The following is a 24352-nucleotide window of genomic DNA, read 5'->3' on the forward strand; positions in this document are numbered from 1 at the left end:
ATCAGGCCCTAAAGTTTCTTCTGGTGCAGCCGTTACAAGAGTTGAACGCGATCTCATAGGTTGTCTGACTTGCAAACCTGAGTCGCAACCTAAGGCAAATGAGCTAGGTCCGATGGAGGACACATATCATGGCACTTACCGTCAATACCAACATTGCGTCCCTGAATACTCAACGCAATCTGAACAAGTCCTCCGCCGCGCTGGATACCTCGCTGCAGCGTTTGTCGACCGGTTCGCGCATCAATAGCGCCAAGGACGATGCGGCAGGCCTGCAAATCGCTAACCGCCTCAGCAGCCAGATCAATGGTCTGAATGTTGCGGTGAAGAACTCCAACGACGGCATTTCGATGGCGCAGACTGCGGAAGGCGCACTGCAGCAGTCGACTGCCATCCTGCAGCGTATGCGTGACCTGTCGCTGCAATCGGCCAACGGTTCGAACAGCGAAAGCGAGCGCAAGGCACTGAATTCCGAAGTGACCGAGCTGAAGAAGGAACTGGACCGTATTTCCAACACTACCACCTTCGGTGGTAAGAAGCTGCTGGACGGTTCGTTTGAGACCACCACCTTCCAAGTAGGTAGTGCCGCTAACGAAACCATCAGCGTCAAGATCGACGAAATGAGCACTGACTCGCTGGATGGTGATTTCTACGAAACCACTCTGGCAACTGCAACGGGTACTGCCGCTACCGCTTCGGGCTCGATTGCCGTCGGTCTGACTGTCAATGGCAGCGCTGTCAGCGTCACCGCGAAGATCAAGGTAGGTGACGATGCTGCGGCGGTGAACCAGTCGATTGCCACTGCAATCAACGATGCCAACATGGGTGTGGGTGCCTTCGTTCAAGATGACGGTAGCATCACCCTGATGTCGGGCCTGGATAGCGATGGTACGGCCAATGCGTTGACCGGCAACATCACTCAAACCCTGACTGGCGGCACGGGTATCACCATCGGTGGGGCTAGTACCGCAGCTTCTACTACTGCAGCTACCAGCAAGATGTCTGAAGTAGATATCAGTACTGTGCAGGGTGCACAGGAGGCTGTATTGGTCATCGACCAGGCGATCCAGAAGATCGACGCGCAGCGTGCTGACCTGGGTGCGGTGCAGAACCGCTTCGACCAGACCATTGCTAACCTGCAGAACATCGGCGAGAACGTATCGGCCTCCCGCGGTCGTATCCAGGATACTGACTTCGCCGCTGAAACAGCCAACCTGAGCAAGAACCAGGTGCTGCAGCAGGCCGGTACTGCGATCCTGGCTCAGGCCAATCAGCTGCCGCAGGCGGTCCTCAGCCTCCTGCGTTAAGCTAGAAAGGCGGTTAGCTTGAACCACGGGGGGTAGTGCTTGGCGCTACTCCCCGTCTTGCCATGTGAGGTGAGGTTATGGATATCAACAGTATTGCTGGTGCCGCTGCAACGAACACTGCTGCGCAGCGCAGTCAGCCTGGCATCTCGGCGCGTGCCGCACAGGCCGCTGTCGAAACCCAGCCGGCAGCGACGGCCAGCCAGCAACAGCTGCCGGCCGAAGATAAACAGCCGCCGATCGCCGAAGCTGTTTCCAGCATTCAGCAGTTTGTGCAGACCATTCAGCGTAATCTGAATTTCTCGCTGGATGACTCGACCGGACGCGTTGTGGTCAAGGTGACCGATGGCAGTTCGGGGGAGGTGATTCGTCAGATTCCCTCCGAGGAAGCGTTGCGTCTGGCGGAGAGTCTGGAGCAAGCTCGTAGTTTGCTGTTCAAGGCCGAAGCCTGAGCTAGGCCTTGCTAGACTTGGATTGTTGGCATGTTTCTTGACTGCTCAGGGGACTTGGGTGTGAACGTCAGCTAATTGACGAGGTGGACAAGATGGCAGGTATCACAGGTATTGGCTCCGGTATGGATATCTCGGGCATCGTCAAGGCGTTGGTCAATGCCGAGCGAGCGCCCAAGGATGCACAGCTGGCGCGACTGGAAAAGGCCAGCACCACCAAATTCTCAGCCCTGGGGCAATTGAAGAGCTCCATCAGTGATCTGCAGACGGCGCTCAAGGATCTCAATAAAGAGTCCCTGTTCGACAAGCGTACGGCTACTTCCTCGAATACGGCGATGGTCACAGGCTCGGCAACTACCAATGCCTTGGCGGGGGTTTACCAGGTTGAGGTGAAAGGCTTGGCTAGCGCCAGCAAGGTTGCGACGCAAAGCATGGCATCAACAACCACCCTGGCTAGTGGTGGTTCGTTGCAGGTGCGTCTGGGGGCGGATGGTGAAGCGACCGATGTCGCATTGTCTGCAGGCGATGATCTGGTAGCTGTGCGTAACAAGCTCAACGAGGCGCTCAAGGACAAAGGTATTTCTGCCAATATCGTCAACGATCCTGCAGGTGGCACCTCGCGCTTGGTGCTGACCAGCAAGGAGACCGGTGCTGGCAAGGACGTTTATATCGAAACAGCCGACGCCGCACTGAGTAATCTGCGTATCGGCAGTATTGATCGTACTGATCCGGATAATCCTGTCGGCAGTCTCGCAGCGGTCAGCGGCGCGGCGGCTGGCTTCCTGACGCGTGCTACCGATGCCGAATTTACCGTGGATGGCCTGACACTGTTCAGCCCAACCAATACCGTGAGCAATGCAATACCTGATGTTACCCTCGACTTGCTGGCCAAGACTGAAGCGGGTAAACCGCTGACTGTAACGGTCGGACAGGATACGGCGGGCGTGAAAAGTACCGTCAAGAAATTTGTTGATGCCTATAACAAACTCATCACCACCAGCAATCAGCTAACCAATGTCACCAAAGTCGGTGACAGTGCCCCAGTGGTCGGTGGATTGGTAGGCGATGCAACCGTTCGTACGCTGGTCAATGGCGTGCGAAGTGAATTGGGTAGCAGCAGCTCTGGTGAGACGATCAAGACGCTTGCTGATCTGGGGATTACCACACAGCGCGATGGAACCCTGAAGATTGATGATGCTCGCTTCGATAAGCAGCTTGCGGCGAATTATGACGCCATGGCAGGCTTCTTTACGGGGGAGCAGGGGCTGATGAACCGTCTGGACAAGCGTATCAGTGGCTATGTGCAGGCGGGGGGCGTGCTGGAACAGCGCATGAACAGCCTGCAGGCCACGATAAAGGATGTCGACAAGCAGAAAGATGCGCTGGACCTGCGTATGACCAAGGTGCAGGATCGACTGCTCAAGCAGTTCAATGCGATGGGCTCGCTGGTTGGCCAACTTAACAGTACTAGTGACCGGCTGGCCCAGGCTTTGAAGAGCTTGCCGGGCGTGGTCAAGGGAGAGTAAGGCGTGAGCAACCCCATCGATACCTACAAGTCCGTCAAGACCCAGCAGGACGTGACACCTTATCGTGCCGTGCAGATATTACTACAGGGGGCTTTGGATCGTCTTTCCCTGGCCCGCCATGCCTTGCAGGAAGGCAACCCAGAGGTTCGTGGTCTGGCGGTTGGCAATACCCTGGATATCATCGGCGTGTTGCAAGGTAGCCTGGACAAAGAACTGGGTGGGGAAATTGCCGCCAACCTGGATGCCTTGTATGACTATATGACTCGTCGCCTGGCGGGTGTGGCGCTGGATCGCACACCGCGTAGCCTGGATGAGGTGACTGCGCTCCTGGAACAGATCAAGTCGGCCTGGGATGCTATCGGGCCCGAAGTCGAGCCGGTGTCGCCGGCCTGACTGTCCAGGCGCGGCCATGGCCCTAAGTGCGCTGTTAGCTGTTGTTTTGACTCAAGCTTTTCGTGTGTTTGCCGATAACCAAGTATCAGCAACACACATCGTGCGGAGTCATCATGAATGCCATGGCAGCCCTCAAGCAGTACCAAACGGTCAATACCCAGGCGCAGGTGTTCGATGCCAGCCCGCATCGACTGATTCAGATGTTGATGGAGGGTGGGCTCAGTCGGCTGGCGCAAGCCAAGGGAGCGATGGAGCGTGATCAGGTAGCCTTGAAGGGCGAGTTGCTGGGCAAGGCGATTGCCATCATTGGCGGCTTGCGTGAAGGGCTCGACTTGCGTCAGGGTGGTGAGCTGGCGGCCAATCTGGATAGCCTGTACGAGTACATGAGTAGCCGCCTGCTGCAGGCCAATCGCAGTAATGATGTGGCTATCATCGATGAAGTGGCCGGCCTGCTGCGTGAAGTAAAAAGCGGTTGGGATGGCATTGCCAATCAGATCTAACCCGTTGGGGACACAGCCATGAGCCTGTCGGTACAACGTCTGGAACAAACGGGCAGCGCATTGCGTGCAGCCTTGGCGGCACGTGACTGGGCGGCTATTGGTGAGCTGGATCAGCAGTGCCGGGCACTGGTTGATGAAGCCATGGATGAGTCGGTGCGTGACGAAGCACAGCTGCGTGGCCGTCTCGAAGAATTGTTGGCCCTTTACCGTGAGTTGGTGCAGCTCTGTCAGAGCGAGCAGCAACGTTTGGCCAGTGAGCTTTTGCAGCTTAATCAGTCGCAACAGGGCGCCAAGGTGTATCAGTTGTTTGGCTGAGGCACTGTTACGGCGTGCAGGCAAGCTGCACGCCAGGCTTGATCCTGCGCAGTATCCTTTCAGTATTTTCAGAAATTTCACGCCATTAAATTGACTCTTGTCGGTCTTTTGACTTTACTAGTGGCCAATTGCCGGCGGGGCTGACTATTCAGCCTAGCGGCAGGCTGCCCGTGTCAGCCTTTTCTCTTACCGTCGTTGAGTCAGAAGCCAAGCCATGTGGCGAGAAACCAAGATTCTGTTGATCGATGATGATGCCACGCGTCGTCATGACCTGGGCGTCATTCTGAACTTCCTGGGTGAGGAGCATCTGGCCGCTAGCAGCCAGCAATGGCCCTCGCTGCTTGATGGCCTGGCAGACTGGCGTACCTTGTCGGTCGCGCTGGTTGGACAAGTTGATGGCAAGGGAGGGGTATTGGAGCTGCTGCGCCAGTTAGGCGAGCGTGATGAGTTTCTGCCGATCCTGCTGGTCGGTGAAGCACCGGCGGCACAATGGCCGGAAGACTTGCGCCGACGCATTCTGGTCAGCCTGGATATGCCGCCCAGCTACAACAAGCTGCTTGATTCGCTGCACCGTGCCCAGGTCTACCGTGAAATGTACGACCAGGCTCGTGAGCGTGGCCGTCAGCGCGAGCCGAATCTGTTCCGTAGCCTGGTAGGTACCAGTCGTGCCATCCAGCAAGTGCGCCAGATGATGCAGCAGGTCGCTGATACCGAGGCCAGCGTGCTGATCCTTGGCGAATCGGGAACCGGTAAGGAGGTGGTAGCGCGCAACCTGCACTATCACTCCAAGCGACGTGAGGCGCCTTTTGTACCGGTCAACTGTGGGGCCATTCCCGCCGAGCTGTTGGAAAGCGAACTGTTCGGCCATGAGAAGGGTGCCTTTACCGGGGCAATCAGTAGCCGTGCCGGGCGTTTTGAGTTGGCCAACGGTGGCACCCTGTTCCTCGATGAAATTGGCGATATGCCGCTGCCGATGCAGGTCAAGCTGCTGCGCGTACTGCAGGAGCGGACCTTCGAGCGGGTAGGCAGCAATAAAACGCAAAGTGCCGACGTACGTATCATCGCCGCCACCCACAAGGATCTGGAGAAGATGATCGAGGAGGGCAGTTTTCGCGAGGACCTGTACTACCGACTGAATGTCTTTCCCATCGAGATGGCCCCGTTGCGCGAGCGTATCGAGGACATTCCTCTGTTGATGAACGAGCTGATTTCGCGCATGGAGCATGAGAAGCGTGGTTCCATTCGCTTCAACTCGGCGGCCATCATGTCGCTGTGTCGGCATGACTGGCCGGGTAACGTACGCGAGCTGGCCAACCTGGTTGAGCGCATGGCCATCATGCACCCCTACGGAGTGATCGGCGTGGCCGAGCTGCCGAAGAAATTCCGGCATGTCGATGATGAGGACGAGCAGCTCTCCAGCCTGCGTGAGGAGTTGCAGGAGCGTGACGCGTTGATGGGTAATTTGCCGAGCCTGGAAAGTGGCGCGTTGCTGCCGCCGGAAGGTATCGACCTCAAGGAATACCTGGGCAACCTGGAGCAAGACCTGATCCAGCAGGCCCTGGATGATGCGGGCGGGGTAGTGGCGCGCGCCGCCGAGCGCTTACGTATCCGGCGTACCACCTTGGTCGAGAAGATGCGCAAGTACGGCATGAATCGGCGTGACGAGGATGATGAGGCTGAGTAACTGTATGCCGGTTTCTTGGCGCTGATTGTTTGTTTTTAAAATAACCCATTGATTTTAATGGCTTATTTTTTGGGCACAGGCTTTGCAGTGATTCTCGCAACTGAACGTGGCTGACCGTTTTTCGACGGTAGGCCTTTGATGCGAGAGCCGAGCATGAGCATGCACCCTTACAGCCTGCGTCCTGTTGCCGATGAGCAGCAAGCGGCTAACCAGCTCCAGCAGCGTGTCGAACAGTTGCAGCAGATGTCGCTGCAGCTGGGCAACTCTTATGGCTTGCTGGAAGCCCGCGTCAGCGAGCTGAAGGGGCAATTGGCCCAGGCCAGTGCCGAGCGTCTGGAGCAGCTGGCAGAAAAGGAGCGCCTGGCCCAGCGTCTGCAGAGCCTGCTGGATATCCTGCCGGGTGGGGTCGTGGTGCTGGACGGTCGTGGTCGGGTGGTCGAGGCCAACCCGCTGGCGCTTGAGTTGCTGGGCGAGCCGCTGCTGGGGGTGTTCTGGCGGGAAGTCATCCAGCGTAGTTTCGCGCCGCGTGCCGATGATGGCCATGAAATTTCCCTACAGGACGGACGTCGCCTGTCGCTGGCCACGCGTTCGCTGGCCGGTGAGCCGGGGCAGCTGATTCTGCTGACCGATCTGACGGAAACTCGTCGCTTGCAGGATGAGCTGGCACGGCATGCCCGGCTCTCTGCGCTAGGTCGCATGGTTGCTTCGCTGGCCCACCAGATACGCACACCGCTATCTACCGCCTTGCTGTATGCCAGTCACCTGGCTGAGCAGACGCTTCCTGTGGAGCAGCAGCAGCGCTTTGCCGCACGACTCAAGGAGCGCCTGCATGAGCTGGAGCGACAGGTGCGTGACATGCTGGTCTTTACGCGTGGCGACCTGCCGTTGCCTGACCGCCTGACCCCAGCGCAATGCCTGTTTGCCCTGCGCGAGGCCAGTGCCCAGTTGCTGGAAGGGCAGCAGGTACGCTGGCAATGCGATGCACGCGATGGCTTGCTGGTGTGCCATCGCGATGTCTTGCTGGGCGCGTTGCACAACCTGCTGGAAAATGCCTGCCAGTCTGCGCCAGGCCCGCTGCGCATCAAGGTGCATCTGTACCGGCGTGGTGAGCACTTGCGCCTGTGCGTGAGCGACAATGGCCCGGGCATGGCGGCCCAGCTTGTGCAGCAGCTGGGTGAGCCGATGGTGAGTAGCAAGCCGCAAGGGACGGGGCTCGGGCTGGCGGTCGTCAAGGCGGTGGCGCAAGCTCATCGCGGCCGGCTGCTGATGTTCTCACGTCTGGGGCGTGGTACCTGCGCGGTGCTGGAGCTGCCCCTGCTGGTGGCGGCAAGCGAGGTGCTCTCATGTCCCCGTTGATTCTGCTGGTCGAGGATGATGCGGCCTTGCGCGAGGCGCTCGGCGAAACGCTACAACTAGGCGGCTACGCCGTCTGCCCCTGCGCCAGTGCTGAGCAGGCGCTGGCTGAGTTGACGCGCCAGTCGTTCAGTCTGGTATTGAGTGATGTGAACATGCCGGGCATGGATGGCCATCAGTTGCTGCAACAAATTCGCCAGCAGCAGCCTTGGTTGCCGGTTTTGCTGATGACCGCCTATGCCAGTGTCGAGCGTGCGGTATCGGCGATGCGCGAGGGTGCGCAGGATTATCTGGTCAAACCCTTCGAGCCGCGTCAGTTGCTGCAGGAGGTGGCACGTCATGCACGCGGCCAGTTGCAGGAAGATGACGGCCCGGTTGCGGTCGAGGCCAGCAGTCGGCAGCTGCTGGAGCTGGCGGCGCGGGTGGCGCGCAGTGACAGCACGGTGTTGATTACCGGGGAGTCGGGCAGTGGCAAGGAAGTGCTGGCGCGTTATCTGCATCAGCAGTCACCCCGCAGCCAGGGACCTTTCATTGCCATCAATTGCGCAGCGATCCCCGAGAATATGCTGGAAGCGACGCTGTTCGGTCATGAGAAAGGCGCGTTTACCGGCGCGGTACAGAGCCAGCCGGGCAAGTTCGAACTGGCGCAGGGCGGCACGTTACTGCTTGATGAGGTCTCGGAGATGCCCCTGGCCTTGCAAGCCAAGTTGCTGCGCGTGCTGCAGGAGCGCGAAGTGGAGCGGGTGGGCGCACGCAAGGCCATTCAGCTGGATATTCGTGTGCTGGCCACCAGCAACCGTGACCTGCAGGCGGAAGTGAGTGCGGGGCGTTTCCGTGAAGACCTGTTCTATCGCCTGTCAGTGTTCCCGCTGGCCTGGCTGCCGTTGCGCCAGCGTCCGGCGGATATCCTGCCCCTGGCCGAGCGCCTGTTGCGGCGCCATGCGGCCAAGCTGCACATGGCCGCTGTGCAGCTGGGTGACTCGGCCTGCCAGGCGCTGCTCGCGCACGCCTGGCCAGGCAATGTGCGTGAGCTGGATAACGCTATGCAGCGCGCATTGATTTTGCAGCAGGGCGGGGTGATCCAGGCCGCCGACCTGTGCCTGCAGGGTGCGCCGAGCGCCGTGCCGACCCGTATAGCTGCTGTTGCGCTGCCAGGTGTGACGGCCGCTGTCGAGCGGGACGAGCCTCTGGATGATGCACGGCGTCAGCATGAGTTCCAGCACATCATGGCTACTCTGAAAAGCGAGCGGGGGCGCCGTCGCGAGGCGGCCGAACGGTTGGGGATCAGCCCGCGTACCCTGCGCCACAAGCTGGCGCAGATGCGTGATGCCGGTCTGGATGTGGATGCCTATCTCTTCGGCTAGGAGCCTGCATGGTTGACCCGTGCAGGTGAACAGGCCGTACCGATTTGACCGGGCCAGGTCTCTGGCTGGTACCTCCCTGCGCTAACGCTTTCTGAATCTGCATCGCAGGTTTGTTGGCATCCTTGTTGCAAAGACCTTCTTAAAGCGCCGCAGCGCGTCAAAAAAAATGCGGCCAGGAGGATCAGATGAGCCAGGGTGTCGAATTCAATCGCCTGATGTTGGAAATGCGTGCCATGCAAATGGATGCCATGGCGCGCGCAAAACCACTCGAGCAGCCTCAGGAGGTCGGTGCGCCGAGCTTCTCCGATCTGCTGGGTCAGGCGGTGAACAAGGTCAGCGATACCCAGAAGGCGGCTAACCAGCTGGCTACTGCGTTCGAGATGGGACAGGGCGGGGTTGACCTGGCGGATGTGATGATTGCTTCGCAGAAGGCCAGTGTCTCCATGCAGGCGCTGACCCAGGTGCGCAACAAGGTCGTCCAGGCCTATCAAGACATCATGCAGATGCCGGTTTGAGGGTGGGCTGAATCATGGCTGAAGCAGCAGTGGAAAATATGCCGGTCAAAAGCGAAGCAAGTACCTCGGGTAAGCCGCTGTTGGGCCTGGCCTTCCTGGACAACCTGGCACAGATGTCGATGTTGCGCCAGCTAGGCTTGCTGGTGGGGCTGGCGGCAAGCGTAGCCATCGGTTTTGCCGTGGTGTTGTGGTCGCAGCAGCCGGATTACCGTCCCCTGTATGGCAGCCTGTCGGGTATGGACGCCAATCAGGTGGTCGAGGCACTGAATACCGCCAATATTCCGTTCCGCGTCGAGCCAAACTCCGGCGCAGTACTGGTCAAGGCCGATGACTTGGCACAGGCGCGTTTGCGTCTGGCGGGTGCGGGTATTGCGCCGAGTGACGGCACCATCGGCTTTGAATTGCTGGATAAGGAACAAGGCCTGGGGACCAGTCAGTTCATGGAGGCCACTCGCTATCGGCGAGGCCTCGAAGGAGAGCTGGCGCGTACCGTGGCCAGCCTCAACAACGTCAAGGCTGCCCGTGTACATTTGGCGATCCCCAAGAGTTCGGTGTTTGTGCGTGATGAGCGAAAGCCCAGCGCTTCGGTACTGGTCGAGCTTTATCCTGGGCGAGCGCTGGAGCCGGGGCAGGTAACGGCCATCGTCAACCTGGTGGCCACTAGCGTGCCTGAGCTGGATAAGTCGCAAGTCACTGTGGTCGACCAGAAAGGCAATCTGCTCTCTGATCAGCAGGAGCTATCCGAGCTGACTATCGCCGGGCGCCAATACGACTACAGCCGGCGTATGGAAAGCCTGTTTACCCAGCGCGTACACAGCATCCTGCAGCCTGTGCTGGGCAATGGGCGCTACAAGGCAGAGGTGTCTGCCGACGTGGATTTCAGTGCCGTGGAATCGACGTCGGAAATGTTCAACCCGGATCAGCCGGCGCTACGCAGCGAGCAACTGCTCAAGGAACAGCGGTCATCGGCGCTGGGGCCGCAAGGGGTGCCCGGTGCCTTGAGTAACCAGCCACCGGGTGCCGCGGCAGCGCCTGAGCAGGCTGCCGCGGCTGCTCCCGCCGGGGCAGTGGCGCCGGGACAGCCGTTGCTTGACGCGAATGGCCAGCAGGTCATTGATCCGGCCACCGGCCAGCCCATGCTGGCACCTTACCCGGCCGACAAGCGTGATCAGACTACGCGCAATTTCGAGCTGGACCGTTCGATCAGTTATACCCGCCAGCAGCAGGGGCGCCTGAAGCGTCTCTCGGTAGCGGTGGTGCTGGATGATCAGATCAAGGTTGATCCGCAAAGTGGCGCGGTTACCCGCCAGCCCTGGAGTAACGAGGAGTTGGCGCGCTTCACCCGCCTGGTACAGGATGCCGTCGGGTTTGATGCCAGCCGTGGTGACAGCGTCAGCGTGATCAATGCGCCATTCAGCGATATGACCGGCGAGGAGTTGGCCGAGATTCCCTTCTACACCCAGCCGTGGTTCTGGGATATCGTCAAACAGGTGCTTGGCGTGTTGTTTATCCTGGTGCTGGTGTTTGGTGTGCTGCGCCCGGTACTCAACACCATCATCAATCCCGGTAAGGGTTCTGGTGCGGGCGAAGGTGGACGGGGTGGCGATGTCGAGCTGGGTGACTTGGAGGGTTTGGGTGGCGAGCTTAGCGAGGACCGTGTCAGTCTGGGTGGTCCGAGCAGTATCATGCTGCCCAGTCCGACCGAGGGCTACGAGGCGCAACTCAATGCCATCAAGAGCCTGGTCGCCGAAGACCCGGGTCGTGTGGCTCAGGTAGTCAAAGAGTGGATTAACGCCGATGAGTGACAATCGCCCCGGTAAGCTGAACAAGGTCGACAAGGCCGCTATTCTTCTGCTCTCGCTGGGTGAGACCGATGCTGCGCAGGTGTTGCGCCACATGGGCCCCAAGGAAGTGCAGCGGGTGGGTGTGGCGATGGCCGCGATGCGCAATATCCAGCGCGAGCAGGTCGAGCAGGTGATGAGCGAGTTCGTCGAGGTGGTTGGTGATCAGACCAGCCTGGGCGTCGGTGCCGATGGTTATATCCGCAAGATGCTGACCCAGGCACTGGGCGAGGACAAGGCCGGCAACCTGATCGACCGCATTCTGCTGGGTGGCAGTACCAGTGGTCTGGATAGCCTGAAGTGGATGGAGCCGCGTGCCGTAGCCGACGTGATTCGCTATGAACATCCGCAGATCCAGGCCATCGTGGTCGCCTATCTGGACCCGGACCAGGCCGCCGAAGTGCTGAGTAATTTCGATCACAAGGTGCGTCTGGATATTGTCCTGCGGGTTTCGTCATTGAATACCGTGCAGCCGGCAGCCCTCAAAGAACTCAACCAGATTCTCGAGAAGCAGTTCTCCGGGGCTGCCAACACCACGCGGGCCAACCTGGGTGGGGTCAAGCGCGCGGCGGATATCATGAACTTCCTCGACAGTTCGGTAGAGGGACAGCTGATGGACTCGATCCGCGAAGTGGACGAGGACCTGTCGACGCAGATCGAGGATCTGATGTTTGTCTTCGACAACCTGGCCGATGTCGACGACCGGGGGATTCAGGCACTGTTGCGCGAGGTGTCGTCCGATGTGCTGGTGCTGGCGCTCAAGGGGGCCGACGAAGCGATCAAGGAAAAAGTTTTCAAGAACATGTCCAAGCGTGCTGCCGAGTTGCTGCGCGACGACCTGGAAGCCAAGGGGCCGGTCAAGGTCAGCGAGGTGGAAGCCGCGCAGAAAGAAATCCTCACCATTGCCCGGCGTATGGCCGAATCCGGCGAGATCGTTCTCGGTGGTGCCGGTGGCGAGGCGATGATCTGATGCGGAGTAGTCGTTGATGGCCGCCAAGGAAAATCCCAGTGAGTTGATTCGCGCCAAGGATCTGGCGGCCTTCGATCGCTGGGCGTTGCCCAGTTTTGATGAGGGTGACGTGAGCAGCCTGCTGCCGTCTAGCGGGACTGCTGAGGAGCTGGTGGACGCCGAGTCGTCACGGCTCGCCGAGCCTGTCGCACAGGGTGAAGATGTGCCGCTTGAAGAGGTCAAGCCCCTGACCCTCGAGGAGCTGGAGGCCATTCGTCAGGAGGTCTACCAGGAGGCCTACAACGAAGGCTTTAGTGTCGGCGAGCGTGACGGCCTGCATGCCGGGCAGGTCAAGGCGCGCCAGGAAGCCGAGGTGCAGCTGCAGGCTAAAGTGCAACGCCTGGAGCAGTTGATGGAACACCTCTTCGAGCCCATTGCCCAGCAGGACCAGCAACTGGAACAGGCGCTGCTGGATGTACTGATCCGCGTGTCCCGCGAAGTCATCCAGCGCGAATTGCACAGCGATTCCAGCCAGTTGCGCCAGGTGTTGCAGGGGGCGCTCAAGTTACTGCCAATGGGCGCCGGCAACATCACCCTGTATGTCAATCCGCAGGATTTCGAACTGGTCAAGGCGCTGCGTGAACGGCATGCCGAGCAATGGCGGATCTTTGAGGACGACAGTCTGCTGCCGGGTGGCTGCCGTATCGAGACGGAGCACAGCCGTATCGATGCGACGATCGAAACGCGCCTGAACGAGGCCATCAAGCAGCTTTATGAACAGCAGCGTCTGCAGGCAGCCCATGTGCCGCCGGCGGATATCCAGCTTGATCTGGAGACTGGCGATGCGCCTTGAGCGCAGTAGTTTTGCGCGGCGCCTGGGCGGCTATGCCGAGGCCCTCAAGTTGCCCCAGCAGCCTGTGGTGGAGGGCCGTCTGCTGCGCATGATCGGTCTTACTCTGGAAGCCGAGGGGTTGCGTGCAGCCATCGGCAGTCGTTGCCTGGTGATCAATGACGACAGCTATCACCCGGTGCAGGTCGAAGCCGAAGTGATGGGGTTTGCCGGCGGCAAGAGTTTCCTCATGCCGACTGGCAGTCTGGCGGGTATTGCCCCGGGTGCGCGGGTGGTGCCTTTGCCGGATGCTGGCCGTCTGCCGATGGGCATGAGCATGCTGGGCCGGGTGCTGGATGGTGCCGGGCGCGCCCTGGATGGCAAGGGGGGGATGAAGGCCGAGGACTGGGTGCCGTTGGACGGTCCGACCATCAACCCGCTTAATCGGCATCCGATCGACCAACCACTGGATGTAGGCATTCGTGCCATCAACGGTCTGCTTACCGTGGGGCGTGGGCAGCGCCTGGGTTTGTTTGCCGGTACCGGGGTGGGTAAGTCGGTATTGCTGGGCATGATGACGCGTTTCACCGAGGCCGAAATCATTGTCGTGGGCCTGATCGGTGAGCGTGGTCGCGAGGTCAAGGAGTTCATCGAGCATATTCTCGGCGAAGAGGGGCTTAAACGCGCAGTGGTCGTGGCTTCGCCGGCCGATGATGCGCCGCTGATGCGTCTGCGTGCGGCGATGTATTGCACGCGCATCGCCGAGTACTTCCGTGATCGTGGGAAGAACGTCCTGTTGCTGATGGATTCACTTACGCGCTTTGCCCAGGCACAGCGCGAGATCGCCCTGGCCATCGGCGAACCGCCGGCCACCAAGGGTTATCCGCCATCGGTGTTTGCCAAACTGCCGAAACTGGTTGAGCGCGCGGGTAATGCTGAGCAGGGTGGCGGTTCGATTACCGCTTTCTACACCGTGCTGTCGGAGGGCGACGACCAGCAGGACCCGATTGCCGACTCGGCACGCGGGGTGCTGGATGGGCACTTTGTCTTGTCCCGACGGCTGGCTGAGGAAGGCCATTACCCAGCGATCGATATCGAAGCTTCCATCAGTCGGGTTATGCCGCAAGTGGTCAGCCCGGAACACCTGCAGGCGGCACAACGCTTCAAGCAACTGTGGTCGCGCCTGCAGCAGAGCCGTGATCTGATCAGCGTGGGTGCCTATGTGCCGGGCTCGGATCGTGAGACCGATCAGGCGTTGGCTGTGCAGCCAGCCATGCAGGCGTTCCTGCGCCAGGGCCTACAGGAAAGCGAGGGGCTGTCACGCAGCCTGGAGCGCCTGGTCGGGGTGTTGTCCACGCCCCAGGCCGGTTGATAGACGCCCGCCATGAGCCTCAAACGAGCCGAACGCCTGCTGCCAGTGGTGCAGATGGCCGAGCGTGAAGAACAGGATGCCGCGCGTGCCCTGGCGCGTAGTCAGGAGCAGTTGCGCCAGGGTGAAGTGAAACTGGGCGAACTGCAGCGCTATCGTCACGATTACCAGCAGCAGTGGCTGCAGCAGGGCAGTCAGGGCGTCAGTGGGCAATGGTTGATGAATTACCAGCGCTTTCTCAGTCAGCTGGAAGTCGCCATTGGCCAACAACAGCGTAGCATCGACTGGCTGCGTGACAATCAGCAGCGTGCACGAGACCTCTGGCAACAGAAACATGTGCGTCTGGAAGGCCTGCGTAAACTGGTGCAGCGCTACCGTGATGAGGCGCGCCAGGCCGAGGATCGCCGTGAACAGCGCCTGCTGGACGAGTTGGCACAGCGCCTAAACCAACGAGATACGCCCTGAGAGGCTTGTTCTCGCGGGCGGCGAGTGCTAAACCTGAGGCCAGCCTCAGGGCTCAATACATTCAAACAAGGAGTCATCCATGGCCATTCTTGCCCAGCCTTCGGCCGATGGACAGGAGCTACACATCAGTATCCAGGGACGTTTCGATTTTGGTGCTCATCAAGAGTTTCGCAATGCCTACGAGCGTGTTGAGGTAACCCCCAAGCGCTACGTGGTCGACCTGCGAGATACCACCTACCTCGACAGCTCGGCGCTTGGCATGTTGCTGTTGTTGCGTGACTATGCAGGCGGCGATCGTGCAGATATTCGGCTGATCAACTGCAACGCCGATGTACGCAAGATCCTGGCCATTTCCAACTTCGAGCAACTGTTCAGCATTGCCTGACTCCGTGGACAACCGGCTGACGGTCCTGATTGCCGAGGACAGCCCGGCCGACCGCATGCTTTTGTCGACCATCGTCAGTCGCCAGGGGCATCGTGTGCTGACCGCCGCCAATGGCCTGGAAGCTGTCGCCTTGTTCCAGCAGGAGCAGCCGCAACTGGTGCTGATGGATGCACTGATGCCGGTTATGGACGGTTTCGAGGCGGCCCGGCGCATCAAGCAACTGGCCGGGCAGACCCTGGTACCGATCATCTTCCTGACTTCGCTGACCGAGAGCGAAGCCCTGGCGCGTTGCCTGGAGGCCGGCGGCGACGATTTTCTGGCCAAACCCTACAACCGGGAAATCCTCGACGCCAAGATCAAGGCAATGAACCGCCTGCGCCTACTGCAGGCCACGGTGCTGGAACAGCGCGACCTGATTGCCCGGCATAACGAGCACTTGTTGACCGAGCAGCGCGTTGCCAAGGCGGTCTTCGACAAGGTGGCGCACTCTGGCTGCCTGAATGCACCGAATATCCGCTACCTGCAATCACCCTATGCGCTGTTCAACGGTGATCTGTTGCTGGCGGCGTTCAAGCCTTCGGGAGGCATGCACGTGTTGCTCGGTGACTTCACCGGGCATGGCTTGCCCGCGGCTATTGGTGCCATGCCGCTGGCTGAAGTGTTCTACAGCATGACCGCCAAGGGTTTCGGCATGACCGATATCCTGCGCGAGATGAACGCCAAGCTGAAGCGTATCCTGCCGGTGGGGGTCTTCTGCTGCGCCGCATTGCTCAACCTGAGTTTTCAGCGCCGGGTGCTTGAGGTATGGAATGGTGGGTTGCCGGATGGCTACCTGCGGCGCTCCATGGATGGTCATTTGCAGCCGCTGGTTTCCCGGCACTTGCCGTTGGGGATCCTTGACGAAAGCGCTTTCAATCCTGCCTGCGAAGCCTATCCGTTGCAGCAGGGCGATCGCATCTTCCTGCTTTCCGACGGCGTCCTGGAAACCAGCAATGCCGAGGGTGAGTTGTTTGGTGAGCAGCGGCTTTGTGAGCTCTTGCTGGCGAATCGGCAGCCGACCAGTCTGTTTGCGGAAATCCAGCAAGCCTTGGCCGACTTTCATGGGCAGAGCAAGGATGATCTCAGTCTGCTGGAGGTGGAGTGGGTCGATGAGGCACGGCTACAGCGTCCCGCGCTAAGCCTGGCAGGGAGTGGTGGCAGTACTCTGCATGACTGGAACGTGCAGTTCGAGTTCCGTGCCGAAAGCCTTCGCCACTACAATCCGCTGCCATTTCTTCTCCAGTTGTTGCTGGAGGTGCAACCGCTGCGCGCGCGGGCTGGACAGCTGTATACGGTACTCGCCGAGTTGTATTCGAATGCCCTGGAACATGGCGTATTGGGTCTGGACTCTCGCCTCAAGCGCGATGCCGAAGGTTTTGCTCGCTACTACCAGGCGCGTAGTGCCGGTCTGGCCAGCCTGACTGAAGGTTATGTGCGGGTTTTGTTCGAGGTGCGTAGTGCGGCCCAGGGCGGTGGCTGCCTGCGTGTGCAGGTGGAAGACAGTGGTAGCGGACTGAGCGAGCAGCTGGCTCATCCCCCGGCGCAGGCGCAGGATGCGTTGAGTGGACGTGGTTTGGCGTTGGTCAGAAAACTGGCGGATGCCTGTCATTGGCAAGCGGCTCAGCGCTGTCTGAGCGTAGAGTTCCATTGGCCGGCTCAGGCATAATCCGCCAGCGCGCAGCAAGGAGACGGGCGGATGGCAGCTGAACACCTGGAAGGCAGTGTACTGGCAACGCTGCGTGACGTGATGGAAAACGAGTACCCGGTGTTGCTGGATACCTTCATCGTCGATTCCGAAGAGCGGCTGCGAGGTTTGCAGCAGGGGCTTGAGGGGGCCGACGCGCAAGCCCTGCGTCTGGCCGCGCATAGCTTCAAGGGCAGTTGCAGCAACATGGGCGCCAGCCTGCTGGCCGGCCTGTGCAAGCAGTTGGAAGACTGTGCGCGCCGTGAGCAACTGGAGCAGGCCCCCGCCCTTGTTGAGCAGATTGCCCGTGAGTTTGCCATCGTGCGGATCCTGCTCAAGAGCGAGCGTCAACGCTACGCCAACTGATCTGTAAAACCTGGCCCGATCCTTGCTTTTTATCCGTTACCTAAACCCTGGAACGGAGACAGCTCATGGCCGTTGCTCCTGATCTGCTGCTGCAGATGAATGTCGAGGTCAAACCTCGCTATGCCCCGGCGAAGACGGCGGAAAAGCCCGCCCAGCCTGGGCGCGATGATTTTTCCAATGTCTATGCCCGCGAGCGCCAGAACCAGGCGCCGGAGCGTCGTGAGGCTGCTTCACGCAGCGCGACTGGAGAGGTACGTGGTGCGACTGAGCGCGCCGGTGACGGCAAACCGGCGCAACATGACGGCGATACGCTTGCCGCTGATGGCAAGGGTTTGCCGAGCGATGCCCCGCCAGGCGGTGATCTGCCGGCTGTCGTCGATGATCAGTCAGCCTTGGCGGAACTGGACCCACTGTTGTTGCTTGGCTTGACCGGACAAGAGGGGGAGCAAAGCGCTGCGGCTGATCTGCCGCTGGCTGCAGCCCAGTCTGAGCTGTCTGACCAGGCTGAGGAAGACTCCGCTGATTTGCTGCTGGATGCTGTCGTGCTCGGTGCGCAGCCGGCGTCTGTGCTTCAGGATCAGATCAGTAAGCCATCTACCGAGGCCGAGCTGCAGGTAAACGGCACGCTCAATATAGCCCAGCGCCAGGCGGCCTTGGCCAGTAGCAGCGGGGCGCCGGCGCAGGCCGCCAGTGAACTGCTGGAAGAAAATGCGGGCAGTGATCCCCACGTGGAGCAATGGCTGCCAGAAAACGTGGAGAGCCTGAGCAGACAGCTTGAGCAGCCGCTCAGCAACGCCTCGCTGCCCCGTGCTGAGCCTCTGGAGGCACGGCTTAGCGTGCTCAGTCAGGCGATTGCGCAGAATAATCTCAATACTGCACGAGTGGCTTCACCGGTACTCCCGCAAGTGCCCGGTGCAGCGCTCAATCTGCAACAGCCGGGTTGGGCAGAGGGCGCAGTGGACAAGGTGATGTGGATGTCCAGCCAGAATCTGAAAAGTGCCGAGATCGAGCTGAACCCAGCGGAGCTGGGACGCCTTGAAGTGCGTATCAGCCTGAATCAGGAGCAGACCCAGATTACCTTTGCCAGTGCCAATGCCAACGTCCGTGATGCCCTGGAAACCCAGTTGCATCGCCTGCGGGAGATGTTCAACCAGCAGGGCATGACCCAGTTGGATGTCAATGTATCCGACCAGTCGCCAGGCCGCGGTTGGCAGGGGCAGGGCGAGGAGGGGCGTGGTGCAACGGCCGGACGCAACGACAGGGAAGCCGATCCGCTGCTGTTGCAGGGGGTTAGCGAAGTGCACAGTCAGCCCGGTCGCATAGGCTTGGGACTGGTTGACTATTACGCCTGAGCGTACATGACGCACACCAACGGCGGCCCCTGTTAAGGGGCCGTTTGTTTATCGGCAAGAATAGCTGTCAGGGGTAGGCGCGGCGGGTACGGGACGCTAGAGTTGCGGGCAGGGTCAGGTGTCTGGCACAACCCTTGCTCTCACCTGGTAACTACGCCTGAAAAGGTCGACTAGCGACGGATTATTGGCATGGCGAAGAAAGAAAAAGCCGCAGCGCCGGATGGCGACGAAAAGCCGGCAGGCAAAAGCAAGCTCAAGCTGATCATCATCATTGTCGTGGTGGTGCTGTTGGCGGTTGGTCTGTCGGTGGGGGGGACGCTGTTCTTCCTGGGCAAGAAGGATGATGCGCCGGCCGAGGCCAAGAGCGAAGCGCCTGCGGCCCCCGTCAAGCAGCTGGCCATCTATGAGAATGTGGCGCCAGCTTTCGTGGTCAACATCAGCCATGCCGGACGGCAGCGTTATATGCAGGTGAGCGTGGCGTTGATGGCGCGCGACCAGGCCAAGCTGGATGCGCTGAAAGTACACCTGCCGTTACTGCGCAATCAGCTCAACATGCTGTTCGCCAGCCAGAATTTCGACAGCCTGATGACGCCCGTCGGCAAGGAAATGCTCCGCCAACAGGCCACCACCACGGTGCAGGAACTGGCCAAGAAGGAAGTCGGTGACGGCGTGGTCGAGCAAGTGCTTTTTACCAACTTTGTCTTGCAGTAGGAGCCGGCCCGGATGGCTGTTCAGGATCTGCTTTCCCAGGATGAGATCGATGCCCTGTTGCATGGGGTCGACGATGGCATCGTCGAGACCGAGAGCGACAGTGAGCCAGGTAGCGTCAAGAGCTATGACCTGACCAGCCAGGATCGCATCGTCCGTGGACGTATGCCGACCCTGGAAATGATCAACGAGCGTTTTGCCCGCTATACCCGCATCAGCATGTTCAACCTGCTGCGCCGCTCGGCGGATGTCGCGGTGGGTGGCGTGCAGGTGATGAAGTTCGGCGAGTACGTACACTCCTTGTATGTGCCGACCAGCCTCAATCTGGTGAAGATGAAACCCTTGCGCGGTACCGCGCTGTTCATTCTCGATGCCAAGCTGGTCTTCAAGCTGGTGGACAACTTCTTTGGCGGTGATGGTCGCCACGCCAAAATCGAGGGGCGTGAGTTCACGCCTACCGAGCTACGCGTGGTGCGCATGGTCATTGACCAGGCCTTCAAGGATCTCAGCGAGGCCTGGCATGCAGTGCTCGATGTGCATTTCGAGTACATCAACTCCGAGGTCAACCCGGCGCTGGCCAATATCGTCAGTCCCAGTGAAGTAGTAGTGGTATCCACCTTTCACATCGAACTGGATGGTGGTGGGGGTGATCTGCATATCACCATGCCGTACTCGATGATCGAGCCAATCCGCGAAATGCTCGATGCGGGCTTCCAGTCGGACATGGATGATCAGGACGAACGCTGGATCAAGGCCCTGCGCGAAGACGTCCTGGACGTCAAGGTGCCACTGGAGGCCACGGTGGCGCGGCGCAACTTGCGTCTGCGCGAGATTCTCAACATGCAGCCCGGTGATGTCATACCGGTGGAGCTGCCCGAACACATGGTCATGCGCGCCAATGGCGTGCCGACCTTCAAGGTCAAGCTTGGCGCGCACAAGGGCAACCTGGCGCTGCAAGTGCTGGAGCCGGTCGAGCGACCGCGCTGACCAGCAGCTTACTCTTACTAGCGAATGGATGAGGTCGGCTTATGGCAGACGAAGAAGCAACTTCCCCCGAAGAACAGGCTCTGGCCGATGAGTGGGCGGCCGCGTTGGCCGAGGCGGGTGATGAGGCCAGCCAGGATGATATCGATGCGCTAATGAACCAGGCGCCGGCTGCCCCTTCAGCTCCGGCGGCGCCGCGTGCGCCCATGGAGGAGTTCGGCGCCGCGCCGAAGATCAGCAACGTCCCGCAGGGGCTTGAAGGCCCCAACCTGGATGTGATTCTCGATATTCCGGTGAGCCTGTCGATGGAGGTGGGTAGCACCGAGATCAGCATCCGCAACCTGCTACAGCTCAATCAGGGCTCGGTGGTCGAGCTGGATCGTCTGGCCGGGGAGCCGCTGGATGTGCTGGTCAACGGCACGCTGATCGCCCACGGCGAAGTGGTGGTGGTCAACGAGAAGTTCGGCATTCGCCTGACCGACGTGATCAGCCCCAGTGAACGTATCAAGAAGCTGCGTTAAGGCCATGCGTAGCCTGATTCTTGGCGTGGCCTGGCTCGTCAGTGGTGTGGCCCTGGCCAACCCGCAGGGGCCGGCCAATGCTTCGGTGAGCGGTGGGGTGGGTTCGTTGTTGCAGCTCTTGTTGGGCTTGCTGCTGGTGCTCGGCTTGATCTTTGCGATGGCCTGGCTGCTGCGCCGTGTGCAACAGATCACGCCGCGTGGTGGGCAGGTCATCCGTCTGTTGTCCAGCCAGGCATTGGGTCCGCGCGAGCGCCTGTTGCTGGTGCAGGTCGGCGAGGAACAACTGTTGCTGGGGCTGACCGCGGGTCGAATCACCCCGTTGCATGTGTTGAAAACGCCGGTCAGCCTGGCGGATCACCAGCCAGCCACTCCTGAATTTGCCCAGCGGCTGATGGAAGCCCTGGGGCGCGTGCCCAAGGATCAACCATGAAGTGCTGCCTGCGATTCGTTCTGCTGCTGGGCCTGATGCTATTCGGGCCATTGGCTCTGGCGGCTGACGACCCGCTGAAAATCTCGGCGATTACCCTGAGTACCAACGCCGAAGGCCAGCAGGAATACTCGGTCAGCCTGCAGATCCTGCTGATCATGACGGCGCTGAGCTTTATCCCGGCGTTTGTCATGCTGATGACCAGCTTTACACGGATCATCATCGTGTTTTCCATCCTGCGCCAGGCGCTGGGTTTGCAGCAGACGCCGTCCAACCAGTTGCTGGTAGGCATGGCGCTGTTTCTCACGATGTTCATCATGGCGCCGGTGTTCGAGCGGATCAACGCCGAGGCGCTACAGCCCTATCTCAACGAGCAGCTGCCGGCGCAGCAGGCGCTGGCACGTGCCGAAGTGCCGCTCAAGGAATTCATGCTGGCACAGACCCGCGCCTCCGACCTGGAGTTGTTTGTGCGTCTGGCACGTCGTACCGATATTGCCAGCCCGGAGCAGGCGCCGCTGACCATCCTGGTGCCGGCCTTTGTGACTTCGGAACTGAAGACCGCGTTCCAGATCGGGTTCATGATCTTCATTCCGTTCCTGATCATCGACATGGTGGTGGCCAGTATTCTCATGGCGATGGGTATGATGATGCTGTCGCCGCTGATCATTTCCCTGCCATTCAAGATCATGCTGTTCGTGTTGGTTGATGGCTGGGCGTTGATCATCGGCACGTTGGCCGGCAGTTTCGGCACCTTTTAGCGAGGGACAGGCATGACCCCGGAAATTGCTGTTGACCTGTTTCGTGAAGCGCTCTGGCTGACCTCGCTGATCGTCGCCGTCTGCGTAGTACCCAGCCTGATTGTCGGCCTGATGGTTGCCGTATTTCAGGCCGCCACGCAGATCAACGAACAGACCCTGAGCTTTCTGCCGCGTCTGCTGGTGATGCTGATTACCCTGGTGGTGCTCGGGCCCTGGCTGGTTACCCAGTTGATGGAGTTCACCGAACGGTTGATCCACAACATTCCGCAGCTGATCGGCTGACATGCTGGCGCTGAGTGATGCACAGATCGGCGGCTGGGTAGCCAGTTTCCTGCTGCCGCTTTTTCGCATTGCCGCCTTGCTGATGGTCATGCCGGTCATCGGCACGCAACTGGTGCCGGTGCGTGTGCGTATGTACCTGGCGCTGGCCTTTACTCTGGTGCTGATGCCGGTGTTGCCAGCCATGCCGCAGATTGATGCGCTCAGTCTGCAAGGTTGGTTGTGGATCGGCCAGGAGGTATTGGTCGGGGCATTGCTGGGGTTTTCCCTGCAGTTGTTTTTTCATGCCTTCGTGGTGGCCGGGCAGATGATTGCCATGCAGATGGGCCTGGGCTTTGCCTCGATGGTCGATCCGGCCAACGGTATTTCCGTGGCGGTGCTGGGCCAGTTCCTGCTGATGCTGGTGACCTTGCTGTTTCTCGCCATGAACGGTCACCTGGTGGTATTCGAGGTTCTGGCAGAGAGTTTCGTAACCTTGCCGGTGGGCAGTGGCTTGTTGCTGGATCATTATTTGGCGATTGCTGGCCGCCTGGGCTGGGTGCTGGGTGCCGGGTTGCTGCTGGCGCTGCCGGCGATCACTGCGTTGCTGGTGGTCAATATCGCCTTTGGCGTGATGACCCGCGCGGCACCGCAACTGAATATCTTTGCGATTGGCTTCCCGCTGACCCTGGTTCTGGGACTGGTCATCGTCTGGCTGGGTATGGCCGATATTCTGGCGCAGTACCAGGACTTGGCCCGCGAGGCGTTGTTGTGGCTGCGTGAACTGGCACAGGTACGCTAGATGGCCGAGAGCGAGAGTGGCGCCGACAAGAGCGAACAGCCTACTAGCAAGCGCCTGGAAGAGGCGCGCAAGAAAGGCCAGATCGCCCGCTCCAAGGAGCTCAATACGCTGGTGGTAACCCTGGGGGGCGCCGGTGGCTTGCTGGTGTTTGGCGCAGGCATGGCTGATGCCTTGCTGGGCATCATGCGCGGCAACTTCGAATTGTCACGGGAAGTCCTGCTGGATGAACGCTACATGGCGCTGTACCTGCTGGCTACCGGCAAGCTGGCCCTGGAACTGTTGGCACCACTGATCATGGCATTGCTGGTGATTGCCCTGGCGGGCCCGGTTTCGTTGGGTGGCTGGCTGTTTTCCAGCGAAGCCTTGCAGCCCAAGTTCAGTCGGATGAATCCCTTGTCCGGCCTTAAACGCATGTTCTCGGTTCAGGCGCTGGTGGAGTTGGGCAAGGCGGTTGGCAAGTTCCTGGTCGTGTTAACGGTGGCGGTTGCGGTGTTGATGGCCAATCAGGATGACCTGCTGTCGATTGGTCATGAGCCCCTGCCGCAGGCTATTGCACACAGCGCGCAGATTGTTGGCTGGTGTTCCTTGTGGATGGCCTGCAGTCTGATCCTTATCGCGGCTATCGACGTGCCCTTTCAGCTATGGGATCACAAACAGAAGCTGATGATGACCAAGCAGGAGGTGCGCGACGAGTTCAAGGACACCGAGGGCAAGCCCGAGGTCAAGTCGCGTATCCGCCAACTGCAATATGAAATGGCCCAGCGCCGTATGTTGCAGGAGGTTCCGCAGGCCGATGTGGTGATCACCAACCCGACGCACTTTGCCGTGGCGCTCAAGTACGATGCCGACAAGGGGGGCGCACCGCGCCTGGTTGCCAAGGGCGGAGACTTCCTGGCCCTGAAAATCCGCGAAATTGCCCAGGAACATCGTGTCGAGTTGTTGGAGTCGCCGGCGCTGGCGCGGGCGGTGTTCTATTCCACGGAACTGGACCAGGAAATCCCCGCCGGCTTGTACCTGGCGGTGGCCCAGGTGCTGGCCTACGTCTATCAGCTCAAGCAGTTCCGCGCCGGCAAGGGTAAGCGTCCCGGGCCGCTGCCGGACTTGCCGATTCCGCCGGATCTGCAGCGCGACAGCTGATCTTTGGCAAAGTTGGAATACTTCTTGCGATATCCCCTGTAACGCGCCGGGTGGCGTCAAAAGTTTGAATGGGCAGGG

Annotated in this window: 27 protein-coding genes; all 27 read left to right on the forward strand. The window is 60.1% G+C overall.

Translation table 11 applies throughout. From position 1 onward, the window contains the following. The first annotated feature begins 128 nt into the window (after positions 1–128). The 27 genes from CW360_RS01060 (at position 129) to flhB (ending at position 24274) form a co-directional block, all read left to right on the forward strand. Positions 129–1304, forward strand: coding sequence for a flagellin (locus CW360_RS01060; protein ID WP_101192445.1), 1176 nt, complete (start codon positions 129–131; stop codon positions 1302–1304). A 77-nt stretch (positions 1305–1381) separates the two neighbouring features. Further along, positions 1382–1753: a flagellar protein FlaG gene (locus CW360_RS01065; RefSeq protein WP_101192446.1), complete on the forward strand. Its 372-nt coding sequence runs from the start codon at positions 1382–1384 to the stop codon at positions 1751–1753. Between the two features lie 92 nt (positions 1754–1845). Beyond that, complete coding sequence (fliD, locus tag CW360_RS01070; protein WP_101192447.1) at positions 1846–3276, forward strand: flagellar filament capping protein FliD; 1431 nt, start codon at positions 1846–1848, stop codon at positions 3274–3276. 3 nt (positions 3277–3279) lie between these two features. Then, positions 3280–3669 carry a flagellar export chaperone FliS gene (gene fliS, locus CW360_RS01075; protein WP_093985745.1) on the forward strand — a complete coding sequence of 130 codons (390 nt, stop codon included), beginning with the start codon at positions 3280–3282 and terminating at the stop codon, positions 3667–3669. Positions 3670–3782: 113 nt separating this feature from the next. Then, on the forward strand, positions 3783–4169 hold the full coding sequence (gene fliS, locus CW360_RS01080; protein WP_101192448.1) for a flagellar export chaperone FliS: 387 nt from the start codon (positions 3783–3785) through the stop codon (positions 4167–4169). Between the two features lie 18 nt (positions 4170–4187). Next, the gene (gene fliT / locus CW360_RS01085) at positions 4188–4484 is read left to right on the forward strand and encodes a flagellar protein FliT (protein WP_101192449.1); all 297 of its coding nucleotides are present in this window, start codon (positions 4188–4190) and stop codon (positions 4482–4484) included. A 214-nt stretch (positions 4485–4698) separates the two neighbouring features. Next, on the forward strand, positions 4699–6168 hold the full coding sequence (locus CW360_RS01090; protein WP_101192450.1) for a sigma-54 dependent transcriptional regulator: 1470 nt from the start codon (positions 4699–4701) through the stop codon (positions 6166–6168). A 153-nt stretch (positions 6169–6321) separates the two neighbouring features. After that, a complete protein-coding gene (locus CW360_RS01095; protein ID WP_170307338.1) occupies positions 6322–7524 on the forward strand; it encodes a sensor histidine kinase in 1203 nt (400 codons plus the stop codon). Continuing rightward, the gene (locus tag CW360_RS01100; protein WP_101192452.1) at positions 7512–8885 is read left to right on the forward strand and encodes a sigma-54-dependent transcriptional regulator; all 1374 of its coding nucleotides are present in this window, start codon (positions 7512–7514) and stop codon (positions 8883–8885) included. Before CW360_RS01095 ends, CW360_RS01100 begins: the two co-directional genes overlap by 13 nt. 185 nt (positions 8886–9070) lie before the next feature. Further along, positions 9071–9400, forward strand: coding sequence for a flagellar hook-basal body complex protein FliE (gene fliE, locus CW360_RS01105; protein ID WP_101192453.1), 330 nt, complete (start codon positions 9071–9073; stop codon positions 9398–9400). 14 nt (positions 9401–9414) lie between these two features. Beyond that, positions 9415–11205, forward strand: a complete 1791-nt coding sequence (gene fliF, locus CW360_RS01110) for a flagellar basal-body MS-ring/collar protein FliF (protein ID WP_101192454.1) — start codon at positions 9415–9417, stop codon at positions 11203–11205. After that, positions 11198–12211, forward strand: a complete 1014-nt coding sequence (fliG, locus tag CW360_RS01115) for a flagellar motor switch protein FliG (RefSeq protein WP_093985737.1) — start codon at positions 11198–11200, stop codon at positions 12209–12211. Before fliF ends, fliG begins: the two co-directional genes overlap by 8 nt. Positions 12212–12227: 16 nt before the next feature. Further along, complete coding sequence (fliH, locus tag CW360_RS01120; protein WP_101192455.1) at positions 12228–13043, forward strand: flagellar assembly protein FliH; 816 nt, start codon at positions 12228–12230, stop codon at positions 13041–13043. Continuing rightward, positions 13033–14391, forward strand: coding sequence for a flagellar protein export ATPase FliI (gene fliI / locus CW360_RS01125; protein ID WP_093985735.1), 1359 nt, complete (start codon positions 13033–13035; stop codon positions 14389–14391). The genes fliH and fliI overlap by 11 nt, the downstream gene beginning before the upstream one ends. A 12-nt stretch (positions 14392–14403) precedes the next feature. Then, positions 14404–14853 (forward strand): flagellar export protein FliJ, encoded by a 450-nt coding sequence (gene fliJ, locus CW360_RS01130; protein ID WP_101192456.1) that lies wholly within the window; start codon positions 14404–14406, stop codon positions 14851–14853. 79 nt (positions 14854–14932) lie between these two features. After that, positions 14933–15238, forward strand: coding sequence for an STAS domain-containing protein (locus tag CW360_RS01135; RefSeq protein WP_093985733.1), 306 nt, complete (start codon positions 14933–14935; stop codon positions 15236–15238). A gap of 55 nt (positions 15239–15293) precedes the next feature. Then, on the forward strand, positions 15294–16943 hold the full coding sequence (locus tag CW360_RS01140; protein WP_245874645.1) for an ATP-binding SpoIIE family protein phosphatase: 1650 nt from the start codon (positions 15294–15296) through the stop codon (positions 16941–16943). Between the two features lie 30 nt (positions 16944–16973). Then, positions 16974–17327: an Hpt domain-containing protein gene (locus tag CW360_RS01145; protein ID WP_093985731.1), complete on the forward strand. Its 354-nt coding sequence runs from the start codon at positions 16974–16976 to the stop codon at positions 17325–17327. Between the two features lie 65 nt (positions 17328–17392). Next, entirely contained in the window at positions 17393–18679 is a 1287-nt protein-coding gene (locus CW360_RS01150; protein ID WP_101192458.1) for a flagellar hook-length control protein FliK, read from the forward strand. 189 nt (positions 18680–18868) lie between these two features. Continuing rightward, entirely contained in the window at positions 18869–19390 is a 522-nt protein-coding gene (gene fliL / locus CW360_RS01155; protein ID WP_093985729.1) for a flagellar basal body-associated protein FliL, read from the forward strand. Between the two features lie 12 nt (positions 19391–19402). Next, the gene (gene fliM, locus CW360_RS01160; protein ID WP_093985728.1) at positions 19403–20374 is read left to right on the forward strand and encodes a flagellar motor switch protein FliM; all 972 of its coding nucleotides are present in this window, start codon (positions 19403–19405) and stop codon (positions 20372–20374) included. A gap of 41 nt (positions 20375–20415) precedes the next feature. After that, positions 20416–20892: a flagellar motor switch protein FliN gene (fliN, locus tag CW360_RS01165; protein WP_093985727.1), complete on the forward strand. Its 477-nt coding sequence runs from the start codon at positions 20416–20418 to the stop codon at positions 20890–20892. A gap of 4 nt (positions 20893–20896) precedes the next feature. Beyond that, positions 20897–21322 carry a flagellar biosynthetic protein FliO gene (gene fliO, locus CW360_RS01170; RefSeq protein WP_101192459.1) on the forward strand — a complete coding sequence of 142 codons (426 nt, stop codon included), beginning with the start codon at positions 20897–20899 and terminating at the stop codon, positions 21320–21322. Positions 21323–21357: 35 nt separating this feature from the next. Next, a complete protein-coding gene (gene fliP, locus CW360_RS01175; protein WP_245874646.1) occupies positions 21358–22077 on the forward strand; it encodes a flagellar type III secretion system pore protein FliP in 720 nt (239 codons plus the stop codon). Between the two features lie 12 nt (positions 22078–22089). Then, on the forward strand, positions 22090–22359 hold the full coding sequence (fliQ, locus tag CW360_RS01180) for a flagellar biosynthesis protein FliQ (RefSeq protein WP_093985724.1): 270 nt from the start codon (positions 22090–22092) through the stop codon (positions 22357–22359). 1 nt (position 22360) lies between these two features. Then, positions 22361–23137, forward strand: coding sequence for a flagellar biosynthetic protein FliR (gene fliR / locus CW360_RS01185; protein WP_093985723.1), 777 nt, complete (start codon positions 22361–22363; stop codon positions 23135–23137). Further along, positions 23138–24274 (forward strand): flagellar biosynthesis protein FlhB, encoded by a 1137-nt coding sequence (gene flhB, locus CW360_RS01190; protein WP_093985722.1) that lies wholly within the window; start codon positions 23138–23140, stop codon positions 24272–24274. It abuts the gene before it with no gap. The last annotated feature ends 78 nt before the right edge of the window (positions 24275–24352 follow it).

This window comes from Pseudomonas fluvialis, assembly GCF_002835605.1.
GTDB lineage: Bacteria > Pseudomonadota > Gammaproteobacteria > Pseudomonadales > Pseudomonadaceae > Aquipseudomonas > Aquipseudomonas fluvialis.